The organism is Hydrogenovibrio sp. SC-1, from assembly GCF_002848135.1.
GTDB lineage: Bacteria > Pseudomonadota > Gammaproteobacteria > Thiomicrospirales > Thiomicrospiraceae > Hydrogenovibrio.
In genome coordinates, this window is sequence record NZ_PKGB01000012.1 from 28,964 (window position 1) to 50,394 (window position 21,431).

Annotated in this window: 23 protein-coding genes; 10 read left to right on the forward strand and 13 right to left on the reverse strand. The window is 43.4% G+C overall.

Annotated elements, in window-relative coordinates:
• The 4 genes from cheD to guaB all read right to left on the reverse strand — a co-directional run bounded on the left by cheD (window position 1) and on the right by guaB (window position 4,417).
• The gene (gene cheD, locus CYQ88_RS07620) at window positions 1-576 is read right to left on the reverse strand and encodes a chemoreceptor glutamine deamidase CheD (RefSeq protein WP_101840763.1); all 576 of its coding nucleotides are present in this window, start codon (window positions 574-576) and stop codon (window positions 1-3) included.
• Between the two features lie 156 nt (window positions 577-732).
• Entirely contained in the window at window positions 733-1,239 is a 507-nt protein-coding gene (gene tadA / locus CYQ88_RS07625) for a tRNA adenosine(34) deaminase TadA (protein WP_233188841.1), read from the reverse strand.
• A 30-nt stretch (window positions 1,240-1,269) separates the two neighbouring features.
• Entirely contained in the window at window positions 1,270-2,850 is a 1,581-nt protein-coding gene (gene guaA, locus CYQ88_RS07630; RefSeq protein ID WP_101840764.1) for a glutamine-hydrolyzing GMP synthase, read from the reverse strand.
• Between the two features lie 106 nt (window positions 2,851-2,956).
• Entirely contained in the window at window positions 2,957-4,417 is a 1,461-nt protein-coding gene (gene guaB / locus CYQ88_RS07635; RefSeq protein ID WP_101840765.1) for an IMP dehydrogenase, read from the reverse strand.
• Window positions 4,418-4,756: 339 nt separating this feature from the next.
• Between guaB and CYQ88_RS07640 the strand changes: the two genes are divergently transcribed.
• The gene (locus CYQ88_RS07640) at window positions 4,757-5,089 is read left to right on the forward strand and encodes a hypothetical protein (RefSeq protein ID WP_101840766.1); all 333 of its coding nucleotides are present in this window, start codon (window positions 4,757-4,759) and stop codon (window positions 5,087-5,089) included.
• Window positions 5,090-5,149: 60 nt separating this feature from the next.
• On the opposite strand, the gene CYQ88_RS07645 is transcribed toward CYQ88_RS07640, so the two are convergent.
• Entirely contained in the window at window positions 5,150-5,815 is a 666-nt protein-coding gene (locus tag CYQ88_RS07645) for an energy-coupling factor ABC transporter permease (RefSeq protein ID WP_101840767.1), read from the reverse strand.
• A 149-nt stretch (window positions 5,816-5,964) separates the two neighbouring features.
• Here CYQ88_RS07645 and CYQ88_RS07650 point away from each other — a divergent pair, with 149 nt between their 5' ends.
• Window positions 5,965-6,357 carry an RDD family protein gene (locus CYQ88_RS07650; protein WP_101840768.1) on the forward strand — a complete coding sequence of 131 codons (393 nt, stop codon included), beginning with the start codon at window positions 5,965-5,967 and terminating at the stop codon, window positions 6,355-6,357.
• Window positions 6,358-6,373: 16 nt separating this feature from the next.
• Window positions 6,374-7,207: a phosphoserine phosphatase SerB gene (gene serB / locus CYQ88_RS07655; RefSeq protein WP_101840769.1), complete on the forward strand. Its 834-nt coding sequence runs from the start codon at window positions 6,374-6,376 to the stop codon at window positions 7,205-7,207.
• Window positions 7,208-7,248: 41 nt separating this feature from the next.
• Here serB and CYQ88_RS07660 read toward each other — a convergent pair whose 3' ends face one another.
• Complete coding sequence (locus CYQ88_RS07660; protein ID WP_101840770.1) at window positions 7,249-8,253, reverse strand: MBL fold metallo-hydrolase; 1,005 nt, start codon at window positions 8,251-8,253, stop codon at window positions 7,249-7,251.
• 183 nt (window positions 8,254-8,436) lie between these two features.
• Between CYQ88_RS07660 and exbB the strand changes: the two genes are divergently transcribed.
• From exbB to CYQ88_RS07680, 4 genes are all read left to right on the forward strand, one after another.
• Window positions 8,437-8,871, forward strand: a complete 435-nt coding sequence (gene exbB / locus CYQ88_RS07665) for a TonB-system energizer ExbB (protein ID WP_101840771.1) — start codon at window positions 8,437-8,439, stop codon at window positions 8,869-8,871.
• A gap of 14 nt (window positions 8,872-8,885) precedes the next feature.
• On the forward strand, window positions 8,886-9,272 hold the full coding sequence (locus tag CYQ88_RS07670) for a biopolymer transporter ExbD (RefSeq protein WP_101840772.1): 387 nt from the start codon (window positions 8,886-8,888) through the stop codon (window positions 9,270-9,272).
• Window positions 9,265-9,786: an energy transducer TonB gene (locus CYQ88_RS07675; protein WP_101840773.1), complete on the forward strand. Its 522-nt coding sequence runs from the start codon at window positions 9,265-9,267 to the stop codon at window positions 9,784-9,786. The genes CYQ88_RS07670 and CYQ88_RS07675 overlap by 8 nt, the downstream gene beginning before the upstream one ends.
• An 82-nt stretch (window positions 9,787-9,868) precedes the next feature.
• On the forward strand, window positions 9,869-10,303 hold the full coding sequence (locus CYQ88_RS07680; protein ID WP_101840774.1) for a SufE family protein: 435 nt from the start codon (window positions 9,869-9,871) through the stop codon (window positions 10,301-10,303).
• A 32-nt stretch (window positions 10,304-10,335) separates the two neighbouring features.
• Here CYQ88_RS07680 and CYQ88_RS07685 read toward each other — a convergent pair whose 3' ends face one another.
• The 7 genes from CYQ88_RS07685 to CYQ88_RS07715 form a co-directional block, all read right to left on the reverse strand.
• Complete coding sequence (locus CYQ88_RS07685; protein ID WP_101840775.1) at window positions 10,336-11,385, reverse strand: immunoglobulin-like domain-containing protein; 1,050 nt, start codon at window positions 11,383-11,385, stop codon at window positions 10,336-10,338.
• Between the two features lie 185 nt (window positions 11,386-11,570).
• Complete coding sequence (gene htpX / locus CYQ88_RS07690; RefSeq protein WP_101840776.1) at window positions 11,571-12,467, reverse strand: protease HtpX; 897 nt, start codon at window positions 12,465-12,467, stop codon at window positions 11,571-11,573.
• A gap of 171 nt (window positions 12,468-12,638) precedes the next feature.
• Window positions 12,639-14,066 carry an Asp-tRNA(Asn)/Glu-tRNA(Gln) amidotransferase subunit GatB gene (gene gatB / locus CYQ88_RS07695; RefSeq protein WP_101840777.1) on the reverse strand — a complete coding sequence of 476 codons (1,428 nt, stop codon included), beginning with the start codon at window positions 14,064-14,066 and terminating at the stop codon, window positions 12,639-12,641.
• A 16-nt stretch (window positions 14,067-14,082) separates the two neighbouring features.
• Window positions 14,083-15,537 (reverse strand): Asp-tRNA(Asn)/Glu-tRNA(Gln) amidotransferase subunit GatA, encoded by a 1,455-nt coding sequence (gene gatA, locus CYQ88_RS07700; protein WP_101840778.1) that lies wholly within the window; start codon window positions 15,535-15,537, stop codon window positions 14,083-14,085.
• Between the two features lie 19 nt (window positions 15,538-15,556).
• Window positions 15,557-15,844 (reverse strand): Asp-tRNA(Asn)/Glu-tRNA(Gln) amidotransferase subunit GatC, encoded by a 288-nt coding sequence (gene gatC / locus CYQ88_RS07705; RefSeq protein WP_101840779.1) that lies wholly within the window; start codon window positions 15,842-15,844, stop codon window positions 15,557-15,559.
• 137 nt (window positions 15,845-15,981) lie between these two features.
• Window positions 15,982-17,679, reverse strand: coding sequence for a gamma-glutamyltransferase (ggt, locus tag CYQ88_RS07710; protein WP_101840780.1), 1,698 nt, complete (start codon window positions 17,677-17,679; stop codon window positions 15,982-15,984).
• A gap of 84 nt (window positions 17,680-17,763) precedes the next feature.
• Window positions 17,764-18,045: a peptidylprolyl isomerase gene (locus tag CYQ88_RS07715; protein ID WP_101840781.1), complete on the reverse strand. Its 282-nt coding sequence runs from the start codon at window positions 18,043-18,045 to the stop codon at window positions 17,764-17,766.
• An 84-nt stretch (window positions 18,046-18,129) separates the two neighbouring features.
• Here CYQ88_RS07715 and CYQ88_RS07720 point away from each other — a divergent pair, with 84 nt between their 5' ends.
• Genes CYQ88_RS07720 through CYQ88_RS07730 form a run of 3 tightly spaced genes read left to right on the forward strand, consistent with a single transcriptional unit; the run spans window position 18,130 to window position 21,421 of the window.
• Window positions 18,130-19,200 (forward strand): hydroxymethylglutaryl-CoA reductase, encoded by a 1,071-nt coding sequence (locus CYQ88_RS07720; protein WP_101840782.1) that lies wholly within the window; start codon window positions 18,130-18,132, stop codon window positions 19,198-19,200.
• A gap of 3 nt (window positions 19,201-19,203) precedes the next feature.
• Window positions 19,204-20,235, forward strand: coding sequence for a type 2 isopentenyl-diphosphate Delta-isomerase (gene fni / locus CYQ88_RS07725; protein WP_101840783.1), 1,032 nt, complete (start codon window positions 19,204-19,206; stop codon window positions 20,233-20,235).
• Between the two features lie 19 nt (window positions 20,236-20,254).
• Window positions 20,255-21,421: a hydroxymethylglutaryl-CoA synthase gene (locus tag CYQ88_RS07730; RefSeq protein ID WP_101840784.1), complete on the forward strand. Its 1,167-nt coding sequence runs from the start codon at window positions 20,255-20,257 to the stop codon at window positions 21,419-21,421.
• Window positions 21,422-21,431 lie beyond the last annotated feature (10 nt).

A 21,431-nucleotide genomic window follows, 5' to 3' on the forward strand; every position in this document is an offset into this window, starting at 1 on the left:
TCAGAAAAGTTCTACGTCGCCCTCTACAGGCTTAGATCCAATATTGTTAATGTAACGGCTTTCTTCAGCAGCCAAAGATTGATTGTGCATCGCATTTAAGCGCCTAACCCGAACCCGGCCAGAATTAGGATAATATAAAATTTTCCTCGGATACACATCCCCGATATCTTGAGAAACAATTTTAAAGCCTTCCGTATAAATATAGTCGAATGCAAACCCAATATTGTACCAACCAATATTGGTACTTGAACTCATAATCCGTCCGCCACCAAAAAGTTTAAATTCGAGGCGCTCTCGTTTTGCACCTGCTGATAACAAGGCATTGACTAAGTTTTCCATTGCATAGTTACCGTATCGGTTTGCATCCGACAATTCGGATGCGCCGATGGCATTCTTATCCATGGGCAACATAAAATGGTTCATTCCACCCACACCAGTGACAGGATCTCTAACACAAGCCGATATACAGGATCCTAAAACCGTTTCAATCCGCTCATTGGCATTGGTAACATAGAATTCTCCCGGCAAGATTTTATAGGTTGTAATACCTTCTGCTGGATCCACACTTTTTTGCATATTTTTATTAAAGCCTAATATTAAAACTTAAACTAACCAAGCCAATTAGATTACGGTTCAGGTTTGCACTTATTATTATAAAAACAACAATAAAACTTGTGTTTTTTATTCATAAAGAAATAGTCGCATTTATTACGAGCAGTGGCAAGTTTTTGTTTAACTCTTGTTTTTTCTTTGGGCGCGTTTTTGTTTAAAAAATTGTTTAAGTTGATGACAAGCTTCCTGTTCCAATACGCCATACTCCACCTCAACAAAGTGATTCAGACGAGGCTCCTGGACCAAATTAAAGACAGATCCTGCCGCACCCGTTCTTGGGTCTCTCGTCGCAATCACAAGACGTTTTACTCTGGCATGAACCATAGCACTGGCACACATAGGACAAGGCTCAAGAGTTACATATAGGGTAACCCCGCCCAATCGATAATTTTGTATCGCTTGGCCTGCTGCTCGCAACGCAACCATTTCAGCATGCGCAGTCGGATCATGGTTCTGAATGGTCTGATTCCAACCCTCTGCCACACACATGCCATCTGCGACAATCACCGCTCCGACTGGCACTTCCCCTTCTGACTCTGCTTTTTGTGCCAATCGAAAAGCACGCTGCATCCAGAATAAATCCTGTTCTGCTTGAGTTGCCCCCGCTAATGGGAAGCTCATCTCCATGCGATCACCTCTTGTGAAGCTCGTCTAGAGTTATTCCCACTCAATCGTTGCAGGCGGCTTACTGGAAATATCATAGGTCACTCGGGTAATGCGCGGAATTTCATTAATAATTCGATTAGAAACTCTTTCCAAGAAATCATAAGGAAGGTGCGCCCAACGAGCTGTCATAAAATCGATTGTTTCAACAGCTCTTAAGGCCACCACATAATCATAGCGACGCGCATCACCCACCACACCAACTGATTTGACGGGTAGGAATACAGTAAAGGCCTGTGATGTTTTATCGTATAAATCAGCCGCACGTAACTCTTCAATAAAGATATGATCAGCTAAGCGCAAAATGTCAGCATATTCTTTTTTAACCTCACCTAAAATCCTGACGCCCAACCCGGGACCAGGAAATGGGTGTCGGTAAACCATATCGGTCGGTAACCCAAGTGCCACACCAAGTTTACGAACCTCATCTTTAAAGAGTTCTCGCAAGGGTTCTAATAGGTCTAGCTTCATCTCTTCTGGCAACCCCCCCACATTATGATGGGATTTAATTACTTTGGCTTTCCCGGTTTTAGCGCCGGCAGACTCAATGACATCTGGGTATATCGTACCCTGCGCCAACCATTTCACATTGGTTAATTTTGACGCTTCTTCATCGAAAACCTCAATAAACGCATGGCCAATGATTTTACGTTTTTTCTCAGGATCGGCTTCCCCTTCTAGGGCTTCCATAAAGGTTTGTTCCGCATCAACACGAATGACTTTGATGCCCATATTTTCGGCAAACATCGCCATGACTTGATCGCCTTCCTGGTGTCTCAATAGGCCATGGTCAACAAAGACACAGGTCAACTGCTTGCCAATCGCTTTATGCAACAAAGCTGCCACGACCGAAGAGTCAACCCCGCCTGAAAGTCCAAGCAAGACATCATCACTACCGACTTGCTGTTGAATTCGCGCCACACTGTCTTCAATAATATTTTGCGTGGTCCATAGTTTTTCACACCCACAAATATCGACGATAAATCGTTCGATCATACGGTGGCCTTGCGTGGTATGTGTGACCTCTGGGTGGAACTGAATTCCATAAAACTGTTTTTCTTCATTTGCCATACCCGCAACCGGGCAGTTGGGCGTAGACGCCATCAGTTTAAACCCTGTAGGTAGGGATTCAACACGATCACCATGAGACATCCATACATCCAACATACCATGCCCCTCAGAGGTCACATGATCTTCAATGTCGTTTAAAAACTGGGTATGTCCATGCGCCCTGACTTGTGCATAACCATACTCATGCTCTTTTGCATGCACAACTTTGCCACCTAACTGCTCTGCCATGGTTTGCATACCATAGCAAATACCTAGTATCGGCACGCCAAGCTCAAATAATTCAGTGGCCGCGACCGGAGCATCATCACCGGTTACGGTTTCTGGACCACCGGATAAAATAATCCCTCTAGCGCCAAACTCTATCAGCGCCTCTACATCCGCATCCCAAGGCTCAACCTCACAATACACGCCAATTTCTCGAATACGACGCGCAATCAACTGTGTGTACTGAGAACCAAAATCTAAAATTAAAATACGATGTTCATGAATGTTTGGGTGTGACATAAATACTTTCCAAAAAGAGGTCAATTAAGGCAACCCAGGACAGCCAATAATGACCAGGCCTGGGTAAATTTAGGGTTAAAAGAACACCTTCGATATTTAAGCGATCTTAAACTCGATAGTTCGGGGCTTCCTTGGTAATTTGCACATCATGAACATGACTTTCGGCCATACCGGCACCAGATACCCGCACAAATTGTGGTTTAGAGTTAAACTCGGCGATATCTTTACAGCCGGTATACCCCATACTTGAGCGAATACCTCCGACCAATTGGTGAATAATCGGCGCCAAAGGCCCTTTGTAAGCAACACGACCTTCAATTCCTTCAGGGACAAGCTTGTCAGCTGCATTGGATGACTGAAAATATCGATCAGAAGACCCTTGCTTTTGTGACATGGCACCTAAAGAACCCATACCACGATAAGACTTATAAGCACGCCCTTGATAATATTCGACTTCACCAGGTGATTCTTCGGTTCCTGCAAACATACTACCCAGCATAACTGAAGAGGCACCCGCAACCAATGCTTTGGCAACATCCCCCGAAAAACGGATACCGCCATCCGCAATAAGCGGAACCCCGGTGCCCACTAGAGCTTTGGCAACATTAGAGACAGCGCTCAATTGAGGCACACCGACCCCCGAAACGATGCGAGTGGTACAAATAGAACCTGGTCCAATCCCCACTTTAACCGCATCTGCACCCATTTCGACAAGGTCCAATGCGGCTTCGGCAGTTGCAATATTCCCCCCCACTACATCAATTTGTGGATAAGTCTCTTTAACCCACTTCACTTTATCGAGAACGCCTTGAGAGTGACCATGAGCCGTATCAACAATAATCACATCAACACCTGCTTTGACCAAGGCGGCAACACGATCAAATGTTTCAGGCCCCGTTCCCACTGCAGCGCCAACTCTCAAGCGTCCATTCGAGTCTTTGGATGCATAAGGGTGCTCGGAAGATTTTTCCATATCTTTAACGGTAATCATCCCTTTTAATTTGAAATCATCATTTACCACCAACAAACGCTCTAAACGATGTTCATGCAACAATTCTAAAACTTCATCACGTTTCACTTTTTCTTTAACCGTCACCAAACGCTCCTTTGGTGTCATGATTTGTGAAACGGGTTGAGATAAATCCACAAGATATCTTAAGTCTCGGCTGGTAACGATGCCAACCAATTCATCACCATCCATAACAGGTGCAGAAGAAACTCGATGTGAACGCGTTTTATCTAATACATCTTGAACCTTATCTTCAACCGATACCGTGACGGGATCCAAAATAACACCATGCTCATATTTTTTGACTTTGGTGACAACATGCGCCTGTTCTTCAATGGTCATGTTTTTATGAACAATCCCAATACCACCTTCTTGCGCCATTGAAATAGCTAACCTTGCTTCGGTTACAGTATCCATGGCTGCCGAAACAAACGGAATATTCAACTCAATATTTCGGCTAAGACGTGTTTTTAATGACACATCAGAAGGTAAAACATTAGAGTGGGCGGGCACTAACAAAACGTCGTCAAATGTTAAAGCTTCCTGCAAGATGCGCATAGTGGTAATCCTTTATATTAATTTTATAGGTCAATTAGAATTTTTTGCTCGTATAGGCTAATCGATGCCAAAAAATTCTTTTTTCTTTAAATTCAAATGGTTATCTATTTTTTTAACGAAAAATTTTCACCGAAATAAGTTTTTTAACAGAATAGTGTACATTATAAGGATTGACAGCGCCTGGGTAAACTTAATAAGTTATACATTCCATTGAATATTTCCAAAAAAAAGCTACTTAAACGTAGTATTTTTGTTTTTTATTCAGTATCGGTTAAAATCAAAGATTGAGCTACACACTTAAAAATACAGCTTCAACTTTATCCTGGAGGATTATCCATAATGAAAAATTTACTTGTTATCTCTGCCGTTGCAGCGACCCTTTCAATTACAGCTTGCGCCAACAATGCTCCCGTCAAAATGTCTGCTTACGACACGACGGTTTCAGAAGCCACAAAGCTTCATGACTCGGCTAAAAGCCATCATCACGTATTCAAGCAAAAGAAAATGAAACAACCCTATGTTGAGCACCACCTTGCTTTGGCAAAAGCGGCCAAAGCCAAAAATGATGATTCAACTGCCATGTTCCATGCTAAAGAAGCACTCAAAATTGCCAAGGCTGAATTGATGCAGTACGAAGAAGGAAAAACCATTAAACCTGGTTGGATAAAATAACCCCTTTTCAACTGGGTTTGATTGATCAAAAGACCGCCAGGCCTGGCGGTTTTTTTTGAGCTATTTTCCCTTCAAATATTGCTCATCGGTAAAGCAACTCACCCATTGTGGCTTCATGATTACCAAAGCCAAGATCAAAACGCCATTAACAAACCCTTCTGGAATGGCAATCAATGGAATATAGGGAATAAAGGATCTTTCCAACACCTCCAGTGTATAAAGTCCACTTTGAGCCATAACCAGAGCCGCAACGGCTGAGGCGGCAATCACACTGATACTGGCCGCGAGAAACCCATTCAATAAAATAAAAACAAAAAAATTCCGTTCGAGCGCCTGATACGACCAAACGGCAATTCGCCAAACAACCAACACCGGAATGACCGCCATGATGAGTGCATTAAGACCAAACGCCATCCAACCGGCACTCCCCAATATCGAAATACCCAATAACGCAATACTCAGTGACATCAGGGCAAATTGCGCACCAAACATTAAGGTCACCAGTGCGGCTAATAATAGATGAAACCCTAACCCTGGACCGATGGAGGCGACTGAATTCCACGTCAAGAATACAATGACCGTTGCGCCTAAAAAAACATGCTGGGATGGCTTATCGGATATCTTGTGCCAAGGCGCGGTTTTTAACGCCCAGACAAGAACGGGCAAATAAAGTCCAAACCCCAGTAACGACCAGACTAAAGATAGTCCGCTATCATGTAAATTCATAAAGCCCCTTTTTCGCTTTCACACCTTTGCTGACACGCCTAACATTAGTGGACCTTGTCACAAAATGGCAATAACTTTCGATTATATTAACCGAAAATATGCCCCTAAATCGATTATCATTCCTCTTTTAAAAACAAAGAAGTGACGACATGCTCTCATTCAAGATACTATTTGCATTCTTTTATGATGCATTGCTACTGATTGCCCTTTGGTTTGTCAGCGCCATTCCATTTGTACTTTGGCAAGGCTCAGGATTTGAGCAGGACCCAGTCAAGTTACTGGCATTCCAAACATACTTATTGGCAATAACCTATTTTTATCTTAGCTACTTCTGGACTCTGAATGGCCAGACCCCTGGGCTACGCGTTTGGCATCTACGCCTGTTGACGAATAGTGATCATCTCATGAATCGTTACCAAGCTAATTTGCGGTTTCTTAGCGGTATATTGCTATTTACTATTGGGTGGATAGGACTCTTTATTCCGCCAGTCAAACAAACTTTGCAGGATCGTATTTCAAAGACTAAAATAGTGGCGACTTAAAAAAGGATCCAGCTTAATGACAACACTGATTATTCACGAAAATGGCTTAACGTACGAGCAAAGCAAACAAATTACTAGATCATTAGGCACACCTGAAAAAGTCAACAATCATTACCGTATTCGGGTGAATGACTATTGCGCAAAAACAACACAAGCACTTTCTCAAAAAATTGGCATTGATATCAATCCGCTCCCAGCAGGATTTAATGGCAACAATATTCAGCTCGTTATCAGTGACATGGATTCAACCCTAATCGGCATTGAATGTGTTGATGAAATTGCAGATATGATGAACTTAAAACCACAAGTGGCAGCCATTACCGAAGCCGCTATGCGTGGAGAATGTGATTTTGAAAGTTCTCTAACACAAAGAGTTGCGCTACTGGAAGGTCTGAATACCCAAGCCCTACAAACCGTCTTTGACGAGCGCTTATTTTTAAATCCAGGGGCCGAAGTCTGGCTACAAGGCTTAAAAGATCAACACATTGCGTTTGCATTGGTCTCCGGTGGCTTTACCTTTTTCACAGAACGTCTGCAAAAACAGCTCAATATCGATTTCACTCTAGCCAATGTGCTAGAAGAAAATAATGACTTATTAACCGGTAAAGTGCTCGGAAATATTGTGGGGGCGGAAGCCAAAGCGGCCTTTTTAAAACAGCTATGTGAAAAGCTCGATATTACGCTCGACCAAACCATTGCCATTGGCGATGGTGCCAACGATTTATTAATGATGAAAGAAGCGGGTCTAAGCATTGCCTACCATGCAAAACCAGCAGTCCAAAAGCAGGCAGATGTTAGCATTAACTTTGGCGGCTTGGATAAGGTGCTTGATTTTATCGCTGGTGACTAAGGCACCAGCTTAAACCTATTTCATATCAACCCATCTATCGGCTAAAAGAGACTCATTTCATATTCCTGAATGGCAACCACGATAAACTTACCGATTGTCGATTCATATCCAGGCCATTGACTAGCCACTTTTTTCATAAAAGGCTCCGCCATGATTTTAGGTTTCATCTCAAAGTCAGACAAACCTTCTTCATAATATTCACCCGCCTTGGTATAAAGCGTTTCTACAAATTGACGACCATCCTTAATCAATTGAACATCTTCATGGCGTCCGTGCATAGGAATAAAGTGATCGATTGGCATTTTCTCAATTGCAGACAGTGCTTTAATTGAACCACGGTAAGAGCCATCAGCCATATTCGCAACTCGACGCATGACCATATCACCCATATACATCGTTTTATCCGTGACAACCTCGATGGCAATATCCGATTCAGTATGGACTTTACCAAAGTGATGTACTTTGAACTCAACACCGCCCAGCTTAAAGACCTCTCCACCATTCAAGTGTTGGTCTGCCAACGTAATGACCGTTCCTGTAATCTTGTTATCGGTATTGGTTTGCATAAAGTCGAACCAAAACTTATCTTGGCCATTTTTCAAAACTTTTTCGCAACTTGGATGGCAGTAAAGTGACACATCCGGATTTGCGGCAACAAATGCATGATTGCCTAACCAATGATCACCATGATAATGGGTATTAATCACCTTCACCACGGGCAAGGATGTTACCTTTTTAATTTGACGGAGTACCATCTCACCAATTTGAGTTGAACTACCAGTATCGATCACCACGACACCTTCATCCGTCACGACAAAGCCGGGATTACTAAACATCCCAAAATTCTCAGGGGATGGATGAGCTCCTAATGCCGGAACATAGTAACAATGCTCTGAAACTTTTACCGCGTCAATATCAGGAACTTTCGGACCTTTAAATTCATCCAGATCACTTGCGTACAGGGGAGATAAAGCTGATAAGCCCACCATACCAGCGCTGACGCCGAAAGCTGATTTTAAAAATGCCCGTCGCTTCATTGAATGCATACCTAATTCCTCAATCCATAAAATATAAGACTTTAATTATATACACCTCTTTTGTAACAGCAAGCACTTTAGCCCAAATCAATATTGAGATTATTTATCTTAATATTCACGATTTTTTAATCTTTCATATCACCAGTCTTATACAATATTGCTTCTTGTAACCTTACACTCTGGCAAACGGCAATGGATTTTCTAAAAACCTATCTAGACATCAGTATTTTTGGCATATTAGGCATTATGAGTTTTATCATGGTCTGGCTTGCCATTGAGCGAAAATTGTTTTTTTCGCGACTCACGTTAAGTGACTATGACTCGATCGAATCACTCAGAATTGCAACGACTCATAATCTGACAACCATTGCCAGCATTGGCTCCAATGCGCCTTATGTCGGGTTACTTGGGACGGTGCTAGGTATACTTATCACCTTTTATGAACTGGGGCTCAACAATCAAATCGAAACGGGTCAAATTATGATGGGACTCGCCTTGGCGTTAAAAGCCACTGCAGGCGGAATTGCTTTAGCGATCCCTTGCATTATTATCTATAATGGTTTGGTTCGCCAAACGGAAGTGATTGAGCTACGCTACCTTGCATTGCGCTCACAGCCTGAAAACTAACTAGTAACACACCCATGAAACGATTTGATCAAATTAATGTTATCCCGATGATCGACGTCATGTTGGTTTTGCTGGCAATTGTCCTGACCTCTGCCAGCTTTATCGTTCAAGACAAACTCAATATTGAACTCCCTGAAACGCAACAGACCGAAACCTATACGCCGCCAGAGTCCTTAAGTTTAAGACTCGCCATCAATGCCAGTAACCAATATTTTTTAAATGATCAACCAATTAGCTTTGAGGATTTGGCACAGCAACTCCAACAAGCCGACTCAGACCAACCGATAGAACTTAGAGTCGATCAAAAAGCCAAATTTGGTCCTTTTACCAAGCTAATTGATCTGCTAAAAAAATACCAACTCAACCAACTCAATATTCTAACGCGGAAGCACAATGCGTAATGGCACCCAAGCCTTCCTAATTACTGTATTACTCTATATCACCTTGATTTCAACAAGTGTCATGTTGCTGAATACCCAATCACATGCTTTATCACCTCCTTTAACGAAAGTAGCAGTGACTGCAGCCATGTTTAATGAATTGCCAGAGCCTAAACCAGAGCCGGATATTGAACAGCAGCGCGCTCAACAGGCTGCGGCACTGGCAGCAGCAGAAGCTGAAGTGCAATACACCCAAAGGCTTGCACAACACCTTAGCCGTTTGGCGCAAAAAAATTACCCGCGCATGGCAAAACGTCGCTTACAGCAAGGGAATGTCATTTTGCAATTCACCCTTCAACCCAACGGTCAGATTCAACAATTACAGCTTATTGACGCCAGCAACTATCGCTTACTAAATGAAGCCGCTCTGGATATCATTCGAAAAAGCATGGACTATCAGTACCTGCCCTTTCCATCGGAAATGCCGAAAAAACCCATTCGAATTCAAGTTCCCATTAACTATATTTTAAGATAGCGATGAAATCCAAAAGCAACGTCCTGCGAATGATTGGATTTTGTTAAAATACCCCCCTCATTTCATTCAACGAGTATTTTTTATGAATACAGATACGACCTTACCAACATTAAGCGAAGTCCAAGCGGACTTGACCAAACGTTTTACCCATTTTGAAAATTGGAAGGATCGTTATAAGTATTTAATTGATATGGGTAAACAATTACCCAAAATGGAGGACAATGCCAAAACGGAAGCTAATCGCATTCATGGCTGCCAATCACAAGTATGGATTCAGATCACTGAAAAAGAAGGTCGGCTTTATATGCGGGCCATGTCTGATGCCGCCATCGTTTCTGGGCTGATTGCACTGTTATTAAGAATTTATAATGGACGGACACCACAAGAAATTATCGATGCTCCTTTAGATTTTTTAGCCGAGATTGGATTACTTCAGCACCTTTCCCCTAATCGTTCAACGGGACTCTACCACATGATTAAACGCATTCAAGCCGAAGCCCAATCCAGACTCGTATAAGACTGGAGAAAATAACCAGGGCTGGCTAATTCTTACTGTTCCATTAGGGTAAGGTCTTCTTCTAACCATTCATTCTTAGTCATTTCATTCACGAGAAAATGGACCGTTTCAGCTTCTTGAACGGTACTAAAAGTGGTTAACATCAATCGAGCCCCCCCTTCTTGAGAATCTTGAATATAACTAAAATAAGCGTCTACAGTTTCCGACTCGACAATTTCTGGCAACATTGAACGACTGGTGGCGGCCCCTTCACCATTGATACGCGTTTGCATCGGCTCTGGCAACTGCAGCGTTTGCTCAAACCCGCCACCATGTGCCTGCACAACAGCGACCTGAAAGCGCTCATCACCTTCAACCACCTTATCAAGCTGCACTTCTATACCAAAATTGGCTGTCATTTGGTTAGGGGAAAAAATTACAGAAAGGGTCGGTGCATCATAATCTTGTTCATTCGTTTCAATATTGCCAACAGACAAGACCACCGTCAGCGTCGTAACCGGCGGTTCAGATAAGCTTAACGTATAATTAGCCACACCGCCTTCTGAGACTTCTTCAAGCCCAGACAAGGTTAAGGCTACCTGACCAAGTACCGCTTGAGTCGGAATTTCCATTTTAGGGTCTTCAAAAGGAATTGGCTGCGTCAGGCCTCTAAAGTCGATCAAAGGTTCACTTTCAATTTCATTCCGAGAAACAACCAGGCCTGGCTCCACTGATGAGCTGACCCAACCATCTAAAGAGGCTTTTATATTTGACGAAATATAACTTTCTTCTAACAGCTTTGCGATCTCATCTGAAATCGGTTCTTTCGGCGCGGGATTAACATCGACATGTTCGGAAGAGGCGGCGACTAAATCTTCGATAAAAACACTGTGGTATTGACTCATAAACGGACTGGTCTGATCCAATAAAAAATGATGGCCATTATTCATTGCCAGCACCACGGTCGCATGGTCCGCTAACACCAAGACCTCATATTTCGTTAGGTAGTCAGCTTCATAAAGTTTTTTCACAGTTCGTTTACTCAAATGAACCACTTGAGCAATGCCTTCAATTCTTAATACCTGTGCAACAAAATCATTCATGAATAAATACCCTAACCACCATTAAGAAATAAAGCATAACAAATACAATGCCAACATGGCTATTGTACTTAAGACCATAAACAACAACCAACTGATTGTCGAACCATTTCCAAAAATATAAATACTCAAATACAAAAAAGCCCCCAAATTGGGGGCTTCGTAAAAACCACGATTACAACGGAAGATTAAGCAATTTTTAATTGATCTTCAGTCGTGGCTCGTAGGGCAGCAATACGATCCTCCAACGGAGGATGTGAACGGAATAAATCACCAAAGCTTGATTTCTTCGCTGAAATCCCAAACGCGGCCATTTGGTCTGGTAACTCACCTGGCTGCATTGTTTGCAAACGTTGTAATGCCGCGATCATATTTTCTCTTCCCGCCAAGTAGGCGCCACCATTATCGGCATGGAATTCACGACGGCGTGAGAACCACATCGCAACGATACTGGCCAAAATACCAAATAGAATTTGTGCCACAATATCAACGATGATAAAAGTCCAACTATGGCCTTCTTCTTCATTTTTGAGCACAACGCGATCCACAACGTAAGCAACAATTTTCGCAAAGAAAATCACAAACGTATTTAAGACCCCTTGGAGCAGAGCCATGGTCACCATATCGCCATTCGCAACGTGCGCTACTTCATGAGCCAATACCGCTTCGACTTCATTTTGACGCATACTACGCAACAAACCTGTTGACACCGCGACCAAAGATGAATTCTTGGTCATCCCCGTTGCAAACGCATTTGGCTCTGGCGAATCGTAAATGGCTACTTCTGGCATTTTAATACCGGCCTTTTCAGATTGACGACTCACCGTATCCATCAGCCATTGCTCGTCAGCATTTCTTGGCTGAGTAATCACCTGAGCACCGACTGACATTTTTGCCAACCATTTCGACATTGCCAAAGATACAAAGGAACCTGCAAAGCCAAATATCGCGGCAAAGGCAAATAAATTGCCTAAATCGAGATTGGTGCCCTGCATATAATTGCCGACCCCTAACAAATTCATCATCAGCATGGCCACAGCCAACACCGCAATGTTTGTTAACAAGAATAAACCGATACGTTTCATTAACTTAACTCTCCATTGAATTATTTTTAAACCTTGTTATCATAATAACAATTGTTAATAAGTAATATAAGGTTTTTCTATAGACTTTCAAGTCTTTTTTTAATCAATCTAACTCAGGCCAGTATAACCAGGCCTGGTCACTTTTTGGAGCCATTCAGCAGAGTTTCAAGTCTATTGTAACTTTTGCTTCAATAACTGATTCACCTGCGCAGGATTCGCTTGCCCTTTGGATGCTTTCATTACCTGTCCGACAAAGAAACCAAACATCTTCTCTTGACCGTTTCGATATGCCTCAACCTGCTTAGCGTTATCAGCCAATACCTGATCAATCATTGCTTCAATCGCACCGACATCCGTGATTTGCTTCAGTCCTTTTTCTGCAATAACCGTATCCGCATCTCCTTCGCCTGACCACATTGCATCAAAGACTTGCTTAGCCATTTTGCCGGAGATGGTATTATCCTGAATACGATTAATCAGTCCAGCTAACTGTGCTGCCGTCACTGGAGATTCTGAGATAGTCAAATCATGCTGGTTCAACGATTTCGACAATTCGCCCATTACCCAGTTTGCTGAAATCTTTGGCTGCTTGGTTAAAGCGACAACCGCCTCAAAATAATCGGCCATCGCGCGCGAGCTGGCTAGCAAGGTTGCATCATAATCCGATAATTCAAACTCAGCGACAAAGCGTGCTCTTTTGGCATCTGGTAACTCTGGCATTTCGGCTTGAATCGCGTCAATGTCCGCTTGAGTTACGACGACAGGCAAAAGGTCCGGACAAGGGAAATAGCGATAATCGTTAGCTTCTTCTTTTTCGCGCATGGAACGGGTTTCGTTTTTATCAGCATCATACAGACGGGTTTCTTGAACCACTTTGCCACCGGATTCCAAAATCTCAATCTGACGGTCAATTTCAATTTCAATGGCCTGCTCAATAAACTTAAATGAGTTGATGTTTTTCAACTCCGCCCTCGTCCCAAAAGGCGTGCCTGGCTTGTGAATAGAAACATTCGAGTCAACCCGGAATGAGCCTTCCTGCATATTGCCATCGCAAATGCCTAAATATTGCACCAATTCATGTACTTTTTTCGCATAAGCAACCGCCTCTTTAGCGGAACGCATATCCGGCTCGGAAACAATTTCCAACAAAGGGGTTCCAGCACGGTTTAAATCGATCCCCGTTTGCCCAGGAAAAGCATCATGCAAAGATTTACCGGCATCCTCCTCCAAATGGGCTCGTGTCACACCAATTTTCTTGGTGTCACCATCGACCTCAATTTCAACCACACCGCCTTTATCGACAATCGGAAAACTGAACTGTGATGTCTGATAGCCTTTCGGTAAGTCTGGATAAAAATAGTTTTTACGGTCAAAAATTGAACGGCGACCAATTTCGGCACCAATGGCCAAACCAAATTTGATGGCCTTTGGGATCACAGCCTTATTCAATACTGGCAATTGCCCTGGCATGCCCAAGTCCAATAAATTCGCTTGCGTATTAGGCTCTGCACCATAGGCAATCGGCGAGCCTGAAAAAATCTTTGTCTTTGTGGTTAATTGAGCATGAATCTCTAACCCGATCACAACTTCCCAAGTCATATTATTCCTGTCTCCGTTATTCATAGGTTGCTGGCATCTGACAATGCCAGTCGGTCACTTGCTGATACTGATGTGCAATATTCAGCAAAGCAGCCTCGCTGTGGTATGGGCCAATCAAGTGCAACCCGACAGGACGACCTTCCGCAAAACCTGCCGGTACAGACATCGCTGGCAAGCCTGCTAAATTGACAGGAATGGTATATAAATCCGCCAAATACATACTGACAGGATCATCTGATTTTTCACCAATATTAAAAGCTGGGGTTGGTGCAACTGGCCCCATAATCACATCACAGCTTTCAAACGCTTTTGTGAAGTCATCTCGAACCATACGACGCAATTTTTGCGCCTTGAGATAATAGGCATCATAATACCCCGCTGATAACACATAAGCACCAACCATAATCCGACGCTTCACTTCCGCTCCAAAGCCTTCCGATCGGGAACGATGATAAAGGTCTTCTAAATCATGCGGATTCTCACAACGATATCCATAACGGACCCCATCAAATCGAGATAAATTTGAAGAAGCTTCAGCGGGTGCTAATACATAATACGCTGGAACTGCCAAATCCTTGTTTGGTAAACTGACCGGAATTAATTCTGCGCCTAAGGCTTCATACGCAGCCAAAGCATCGCGCACAACCTTTTCAACACTGGCATCCAAGCCTGATTCAAAATACTCAGCCGGCACACCAATTCTCAAACCTTTTACGGATTGACCTAATTGCTGTGAATAATCAGGCACTTCCTGCTCCAAGCAGGTCGAATCCCGCTCATCAAATCCTGCCATCACTTGCAGTAACCAAGCGGCTTCTTCTGCTGATCTCGTCATAGCGCCGCCTTGATCAAAGCTTGATGCATAAGCAATCATACCGTAACGAGAAACCGTGCCATAGGTCGGCTTAATGCCGGTAATCCCACAAAAAGAAGCCGGTTGTCGAATAGACCCTCCTGTATCCGAACCAGTTGCCAAGGGGGCTAGCCCCGCTGCAATCACCGCTGCCGCACCGCCAGAAGACCCGCCTGGGACAGCCTGGTGATCCCAGGGATTTAAGGTCGCTCCATAATAACTACTCTCAGAAGAAGACCCCATCGCGAACTCATCCATATTGGTTTTGCCTAAAATCGGCATGGCCAATTCACGGGTCGCCTCAACGACTTTTGCATCATAAGGGGAAATAAAATTGTCCAACATTTTAGAACCACAAGTGGTTTTTACCCCCAAACTACAAAAAATATCCTTATGTGCAATTGGAATACCGGTCAACGCATGGCCTTTTCCGGCATCCAATAAAGCATCAGCCTGTTTTGCCATCTCTAATGCCAACTCAGGCGTTACCGTTACATAGGCATTTAATGCAGGATCATATTGACTGATTCGATTTAAATAATGTTGCGTCAAATCCACACTGGTGATTTCACGCTTTTGGAGCTTTTCGCTCATTTCTTTTACTGATAACGTATGCATTTAATAAAGTCTCTTTAGCTTAGTCAATCACTTGGGGAACAAGGTAGAGTCCATTTTCTGCAGCAGGTGCAATTGATTGATAGGCTTCACGATGATTGGTTTCAGTTACTCGGTCTTCTCTTAACCGCTGTACCTGATCGAGTGGGTGCGCCATGGGCTCAATACCATCGGTATCTATCGCTTGCATTTGCTGAAAAATCCCCAACACATTGGACAATTTTTCTGTTAGCTGTTCACTTTCAGTGGCATCCACTGAAAGACCCGCCAACTGAGCTATCGCATCCACTTGGTTTTTCTCTAAAGACACTATATTTCTCTCCGAAATTAACTGTTTAAAATTTTTGTAAAATGACGCTTAACATGCAAATCGTCAATGACGACTCACCCCTTATTACTTTATCAACGCTTAGCCGAACGCTTTGCTTTCATCATTATTCTGGTTGCTTATTTTGAAACCTCAAAAACCCTAGCAACGCCACGCCCTCGACTATCTGATGCGGCCTGTAACAGGCCATACTGTTTCGTAATTAACTGCACATCCCCCAAGTAGGAACTGCGCTTAAGTTGATATCCCATAATGGTCAGAGCATCCTTGGTTGACGCCTCAAGCTCCGGATTATATTGAATCAAGTTTTTTGGCCATAATTGGTGGTGAACTCGCGTTGCGTCCACGGCCTGCTGCGGCGACATATCCCGTTCCACAAGATTCACCAGTGTTTGAAACACCGACGTGATAATCGAACTACCGCCTGGTGTTCCAACCACGATTTCAACCTGTTGATCCTTCATCACAACAGAGGGAGACATAGAAGAGAGCATCCGCTTTTCGGGAGCAATTTCATTTGCCTCCCCGCCAATCACACCAAACAGATTGGGCACTCCAGGTTTAGTACTAAAGTCGTCCATTTCATTATTCATCAAAAATCCCGCCCCGGTCACTACAACGCCATTCCCAAACGGCATATTCAAGGTATAGGTATTCGAGACGGCATTGCCATCGCCATCCACAATTGAAAAGTGCGTGGTATCATGCGACTCTGCCAGGCCTGGGCGGATGTCTTCCGTCTCTGAAATCGTTTCAAGACTCACGGATTCGACTCTTTTTAAACTATAAGCGTCCGATGTAAGAATGGATACAGGTACTTTAACAAAATCTGGGTCACCTAGATACTCTGAGCGATCCGCATAGACTCTTTTTGATAATTCGGCATAGAAGTGCGCTCGAATTGCTGCTTCTGGAAAGTCGGCCTTTTCCCCATTAATCACAGCTTCCTGAAAGTCATTCTGTAAAATCTGACTCATTTTTAATAGTTGAACCAAAGCCACTCCGCCCGAGCTTGGCGGTGGTGCAGAAATAACCTGCCTACCACGCCAAGTCGCAACGATGGGCTGTCGCCACTTCGCTTCATAACGGGTCAAATCTTGTTTAGAGATAAGACCATTATGCGCTTGCATTTCTGCCAAAATCAACTCAGCTGTTTTACCAAAATAAAAATCAAAAGGGCCCGATTTTGCAATCCGCTTTAACGTATCAGCCAGCTCAGATTGAACAAATAACTCACCAGATTTAAGCCCACCAAAATACCTCTTAAAGTTCAGAGGCTTATCCGATTTTTTCGACAAATAGGATTGATACCAATTGGCTTTTTTAACCAAATCAGCCGGAATTTTAAAGCCTTTTTCAGCCAAATTAATGGCTGGCCTGAGTAAGTCCGCCCAAGGTAAGCGACCAAATTTTTGATGTGCTTGCCACATTCCCATAACGGTTCCAGGAACACCGGATGCCTGATGACCGATCAAAGATCGATAAGGAATAGGTTGCTTTTTGGCATCCAGATATAATTCACGATGGGCTTTCTGCGGCGCTTTTTCACGATAATCCAAAAAATAAGGTAGCGACTTGTCGACTAGCGTCATAAAACCACCACCGCCCAAATTGCCAGCCTCAGGGTAGGTGACGGCTAATACAAACGCCGCCGCTACTGTCGCATCTACAGCGTGGCCACCGGAAGCCAAAACGTGTTGAGCCACTTCGGCACTATACTGATCCGGCATCGCAACTGCGGCTTGCTTATTCGCAGCTTGCACACCAGTAAACTGGCTTGCCATCAAGACAATAAAAGTAACATAGATTATGCGCATCGCCACTCCTTATCTATCAACATAGCCAAATTCGACCAGGCCTGGTCAAGTTTGTGTTCACTTGGCACCGAAATAAACCCTCGCTTATTCGCTACGATCAGTGACCTCAACCAAGTGATAACCAAATTGAGTTTTGATTGGTCCTTCCAATGAGCCTACATCAGCCGAAAAGCAAACTTTATCAAATTCTGGCACCATCATCCCTGGCCCAAACTGACCTAATTCGCCGCCATTCGCACCGGATGGGCATTGTGAATGATCCTTTGCAACCTGTGCAAACTCTTCACCCGCTTCAATTTGTTCTTTTAATGCCAAAGCTTCTTCTTCAGTGGCAACTAAAATATGTCTTGCACTTGCTAATGCCATATTGCTTTCCTTTATCTATTTTGCCATTCAATGACAGTCACTTTTCAATCAAATTTATATTGAGTTCGCATATAATACCCGAATATGAAAAATGAATCATCCACTTCAAACCCAACAGCCTTTGCCAGCATTCCAATGCGGTCCGTTGGTCCCCTAAAACTCATTGGAGATGTTGAAGACGACCATATCCTGGTTCCGTTAGCAACGTATGAAACCCCTTTGTGGCCTTCTGTGGACCGTGGTGCCCGCGTGACGCATCATGCAGGCGGTATTCGTGTAACTGTTATCGATGAACGCATGACACGGTCAATTCTGCTGGAAGCACCGAATGCTCATATTGCGCATCAAAAATGCCAGCAACTTAAAGCGAGTCAAGCTCAATTACAACAAGTGGTCTCTCAATCAAGCCACTATGCTAAATTACTGGACATTCATAGCCAGATAGTCGGGAAATTAGTGTATCTTAGGCTTGAATTTAATACAGGTGATGCCTCGGGTCACAATATGGTTACTAATGCGGCCGACCAATTAATCCCTTGGATTTTGCAGCAACACCCCGAATTAACCTATGTTTCCATTTCGGGCAACTACTGTACCGATAAAAAAGTGTCTGCTGTTAATGGTATTTTAGGACGCGGCAAGAATATTGTTTGCGAAACCACCCTTCCCCGCAAACTGGTGAAACGTTTCCTTAAAACAACTCCTGAAGCGATAATTGACTTACATATCAAAAAAGATCTGCTGGGCAGCATTATTTCTGGAGGTCTAAGAACGGCCAATGCCCATGTCGCCAATATGTTATTAGCATTCTACTTGGCAACCGGTCAAGATGCTGCCAATATCGTTGAAGGCTCTCAAGCCATTAATCATATTGAACTCACTCCGGATGGAGACCTTTATTTTTCAACAACCTTACCGAATTTAATCGTCGGTACGGTTGGTAATGGGAAAGGTCTTGATTTTGTACTGCAAAACCTTAAACAGCTTAATTGCACTCAAACATCTGCCAGGCCTGGTGAAAATGCGCGTCGCCTAGCTTGTATTGCGGGTGCCACGGCGCTTTGCGGAGAATTATCGCTGTTAGCAGCTCAAACCAACCCTGGTGAGCTCATGAATGCCCACCTTCGCCTTGAGCGACAAAAACATTCCGTCTAGAAGATGAGCCACGCCCCAATCACACAACGCAAACAAGATCATATTGATTGGATTCTTAAAGATGATCTCATTGAACGCAATCAATCTGGCTTTGATAAAATCAAACTGACTCATCGTGCCTTGCCTGAATGTGATTTTGCTGAAATTGATAGTCAAACACAATTTTTGTCAAGGCCGCTAGCCTTCCCCATGCTCATTTCGTCTATGACGGGTGGCGCCACCCAGCAATTAGCACAAACCAATCGCCACCTTGCAGAAGCAGCTGAAGCCAGCCAAGTCGCGATGGCGGTCGGATCACAACGCACTCTAGTTGAGGATCAGGAAGCACTCCAGAGCTTCCAATTAAGACGCTATGCGCCAAACATTCCTTTAATCGCAAATATGGGTGCTGTTCAGCTCAATTACGGCTTTGGGTTTGATCAGGCAAAGCTCATGATTGATACTTTAGAAGCTGATGCCCTTTTCCTTCATCTCAACCCACTACAGGAAGTAATTCAACCGGAAGGTGATACTAACTTTGCGAGATTAACCGATAAAATTGAGCAACTAGCCAGCGAGCTATCGGTTCCTGTCATTTTAAAGGAAGTGGGATGTGGACTCTCAGCAACGGATATTCAGCTGGGGTTGAATGCTGGCATTAAATGGTTTGATATCGCTGGGCGTGGCGGCACCTCCTGGAGCAGAATCGAAGCCAATAGAAGCAGTTCTACTTCAGAAAAATCACTCGGCGTCCTTTTTCAAGACTGGGGATTAACCACGCCTGAAGCACTAATGGCAGCGCGCCCCTTCCAGGATCAAGCAAACTTTATTGCTAGCGGCGGTATTCGCAATGGCATCGATATGGTTAAATCGGTTATAATAGGCGGCCAAATTTGTGGCTTAGCTGCACCTTTATTAAAACCCGCCCTGGAATCTTCGGCGGCAACCTATGAGAAAATACAACAATTACATCAAGAATTTCGGACAGCGCAATTCTTACTTGGCGCGCCAACTTTGGCGGATTTATTTTTAAACGATGCGCTGATCGTATCGTAACAGAAGACTGTTTTATTAGATGAAAGTGGGAATCGACTTAATTCATTTTGCAACTTCCAATTACTATTTGGACCTGGAAACCTATGCGCAGGAAAAAGGCACTGATCCTAATAAATACTTAATTGGTATCGGTCAAGAAAAGATGTCTATTGCCCCACCAGATGAAGACATTATCACTTTGTCAGCAAAAGCAGCAGCACCTATTCTTGATAAGATTGATAAAAACACCATTACAGCCGTCTTATTTGCAACTGAATCAGGCGTTGATCAATCAAAATCAGCCGGCGCATTCCTACATGGATTACTAGAGCTTCCAAATCGTTGTCGTGTTGTTGAATTTAAACATGCTTGTTATGCCGGTACTGCCGCCCTGCAAATGGCAACAAGCATGGTGAGAGCCAACCCTAATGAGACCATTTTAGTCATTGCTGCAGATATCGCTAAATATGACATTGACTCTTCTGGAGAAGCAACGCAAGGTTGTGGTGCGGTTGCGATGCTGGTGACGAAAGACCCTCGAATATTAGCAATTGAACCGGGTTCGGGTTACTACACTGAAGATGTCATGGATTTCTGGAGACCTAACCATCGAAGTACCGCATTAGTCGATGGAAAGTATTCAACTAAAGTCTATTTAAATAGTTTGAAGCAAGCATGGGAACATTTTACGGAATCAACTGGACGTAAATTCAGTGACATTGATGCGTTTTGTTACCACATCCCATTTTCAAGAATGACAGAAAAGGCTCACAAAACCTTAGTTAAAAAAGTCGGAACCCCTGTTTCAGAAGCCTTATTTAAATCACAAACCCAACCAGGTCAAGTCTATAATCGTTTAGTTGGAAACAGCTATAGTGCATCTCTATTTATTGGATTTTGTTCTTTTTTGGACAATGCCGTTCAAGACCTAAGTAATAAACGTTTTGGCTTTTTTAGTTATGGGTCTGGCTGTGTTGCAGAATTTTTTAGCGGACTCATCCAACCCAATTATCAACAACACTTGATGACAACAAGCCACCAACAACAAATTGCAAGTCGAAAAGCTTTAGATTATCAAACCTATTTAGAGTTCTATCATACAGATACGTTTGGCCAAAACAATATCGTCTTTAGCAAAAACAATCTTGGCCCATACCGTTTAATGGACATCCAAAACGACATTCGCCACTACGTAAAGACTTCTTAAGCCAATCAAA

Bases quoted from the DNA above. Each gene is read 5' to 3' on its own strand.
- ggt (WP_101840780.1), bottom strand. From the start codon at position 17,679: ATGCGCATAATCTATGTTACTTTTATTGTCTTGATGGCAAGCCAGTTT.
- CYQ88_RS07660 (WP_101840770.1), bottom strand. From the start codon at position 8,253: ATGCATTCAATGAAGCGACGGGCATTTTTAAAATCAGCTTTCGGCGTC.
- CYQ88_RS07650 (WP_101840768.1), top strand. From the start codon at position 5,965: ATGCTCTCATTCAAGATACTATTTGCATTCTTTTATGATGCATTGCTA.
- exbB (WP_101840771.1), top strand. From the start codon at position 8,437: ATGGATTTTCTAAAAACCTATCTAGACATCAGTATTTTTGGCATATTA.
- CYQ88_RS07670 (WP_101840772.1), top strand. From the start codon at position 8,886: ATGAAACGATTTGATCAAATTAATGTTATCCCGATGATCGACGTCATG.
- CYQ88_RS07645 (WP_101840767.1), bottom strand. From the start codon at position 5,815: ATGAATTTACATGATAGCGGACTATCTTTAGTCTGGTCGTTACTGGGG.
- CYQ88_RS07675 (WP_101840773.1), top strand. From the start codon at position 9,265: ATGCGTAATGGCACCCAAGCCTTCCTAATTACTGTATTACTCTATATC.
- cheD (WP_101840763.1), bottom strand. From the start codon at position 576: ATGCAAAAAAGTGTGGATCCAGCAGAAGGTATTACAACCTATAAAATC.
- guaA (WP_101840764.1), bottom strand. From the start codon at position 2,850: ATGTCACACCCAAACATTCATGAACATCGTATTTTAATTTTAGATTTT.
- guaB (WP_101840765.1), bottom strand. From the start codon at position 4,417: ATGCGCATCTTGCAGGAAGCTTTAACATTTGACGACGTTTTGTTAGTG.
- gatA (WP_101840778.1), bottom strand. From the start codon at position 15,537: ATGCATACGTTATCAGTAAAAGAAATGAGCGAAAAGCTCCAAAAGCGT.
- CYQ88_RS07685 (WP_101840775.1), bottom strand. From the start codon at position 11,385: ATGAATGATTTTGTTGCACAGGTATTAAGAATTGAAGGCATTGCTCAA.
- CYQ88_RS07730 (WP_101840784.1), top strand. From the start codon at position 20,255: ATGAAAGTGGGAATCGACTTAATTCATTTTGCAACTTCCAATTACTAT.
- gatB (WP_101840777.1), bottom strand. From the start codon at position 14,066: ATGACTTGGGAAGTTGTGATCGGGTTAGAGATTCATGCTCAATTAACC.
- tadA (WP_233188841.1), bottom strand. From the start codon at position 1,239: ATGGAGATGAGCTTCCCATTAGCGGGGGCAACTCAAGCAGAACAGGAT.
- htpX (WP_101840776.1), bottom strand. From the start codon at position 12,467: ATGAAACGTATCGGTTTATTCTTGTTAACAAACATTGCGGTGTTGGCT.
- serB (WP_101840769.1), top strand. From the start codon at position 6,374: ATGACAACACTGATTATTCACGAAAATGGCTTAACGTACGAGCAAAGC.
- CYQ88_RS07680 (WP_101840774.1), top strand. From the start codon at position 9,869: ATGAATACAGATACGACCTTACCAACATTAAGCGAAGTCCAAGCGGAC.
- CYQ88_RS07720 (WP_101840782.1), top strand. From the start codon at position 18,130: ATGAAAAATGAATCATCCACTTCAAACCCAACAGCCTTTGCCAGCATT.
- CYQ88_RS07715 (WP_101840781.1), bottom strand. From the start codon at position 18,045: ATGGCATTAGCAAGTGCAAGACATATTTTAGTTGCCACTGAAGAAGAA.
- fni (WP_101840783.1), top strand. From the start codon at position 19,204: ATGAGCCACGCCCCAATCACACAACGCAAACAAGATCATATTGATTGG.
- CYQ88_RS07640 (WP_101840766.1), top strand. From the start codon at position 4,757: ATGAAAAATTTACTTGTTATCTCTGCCGTTGCAGCGACCCTTTCAATT.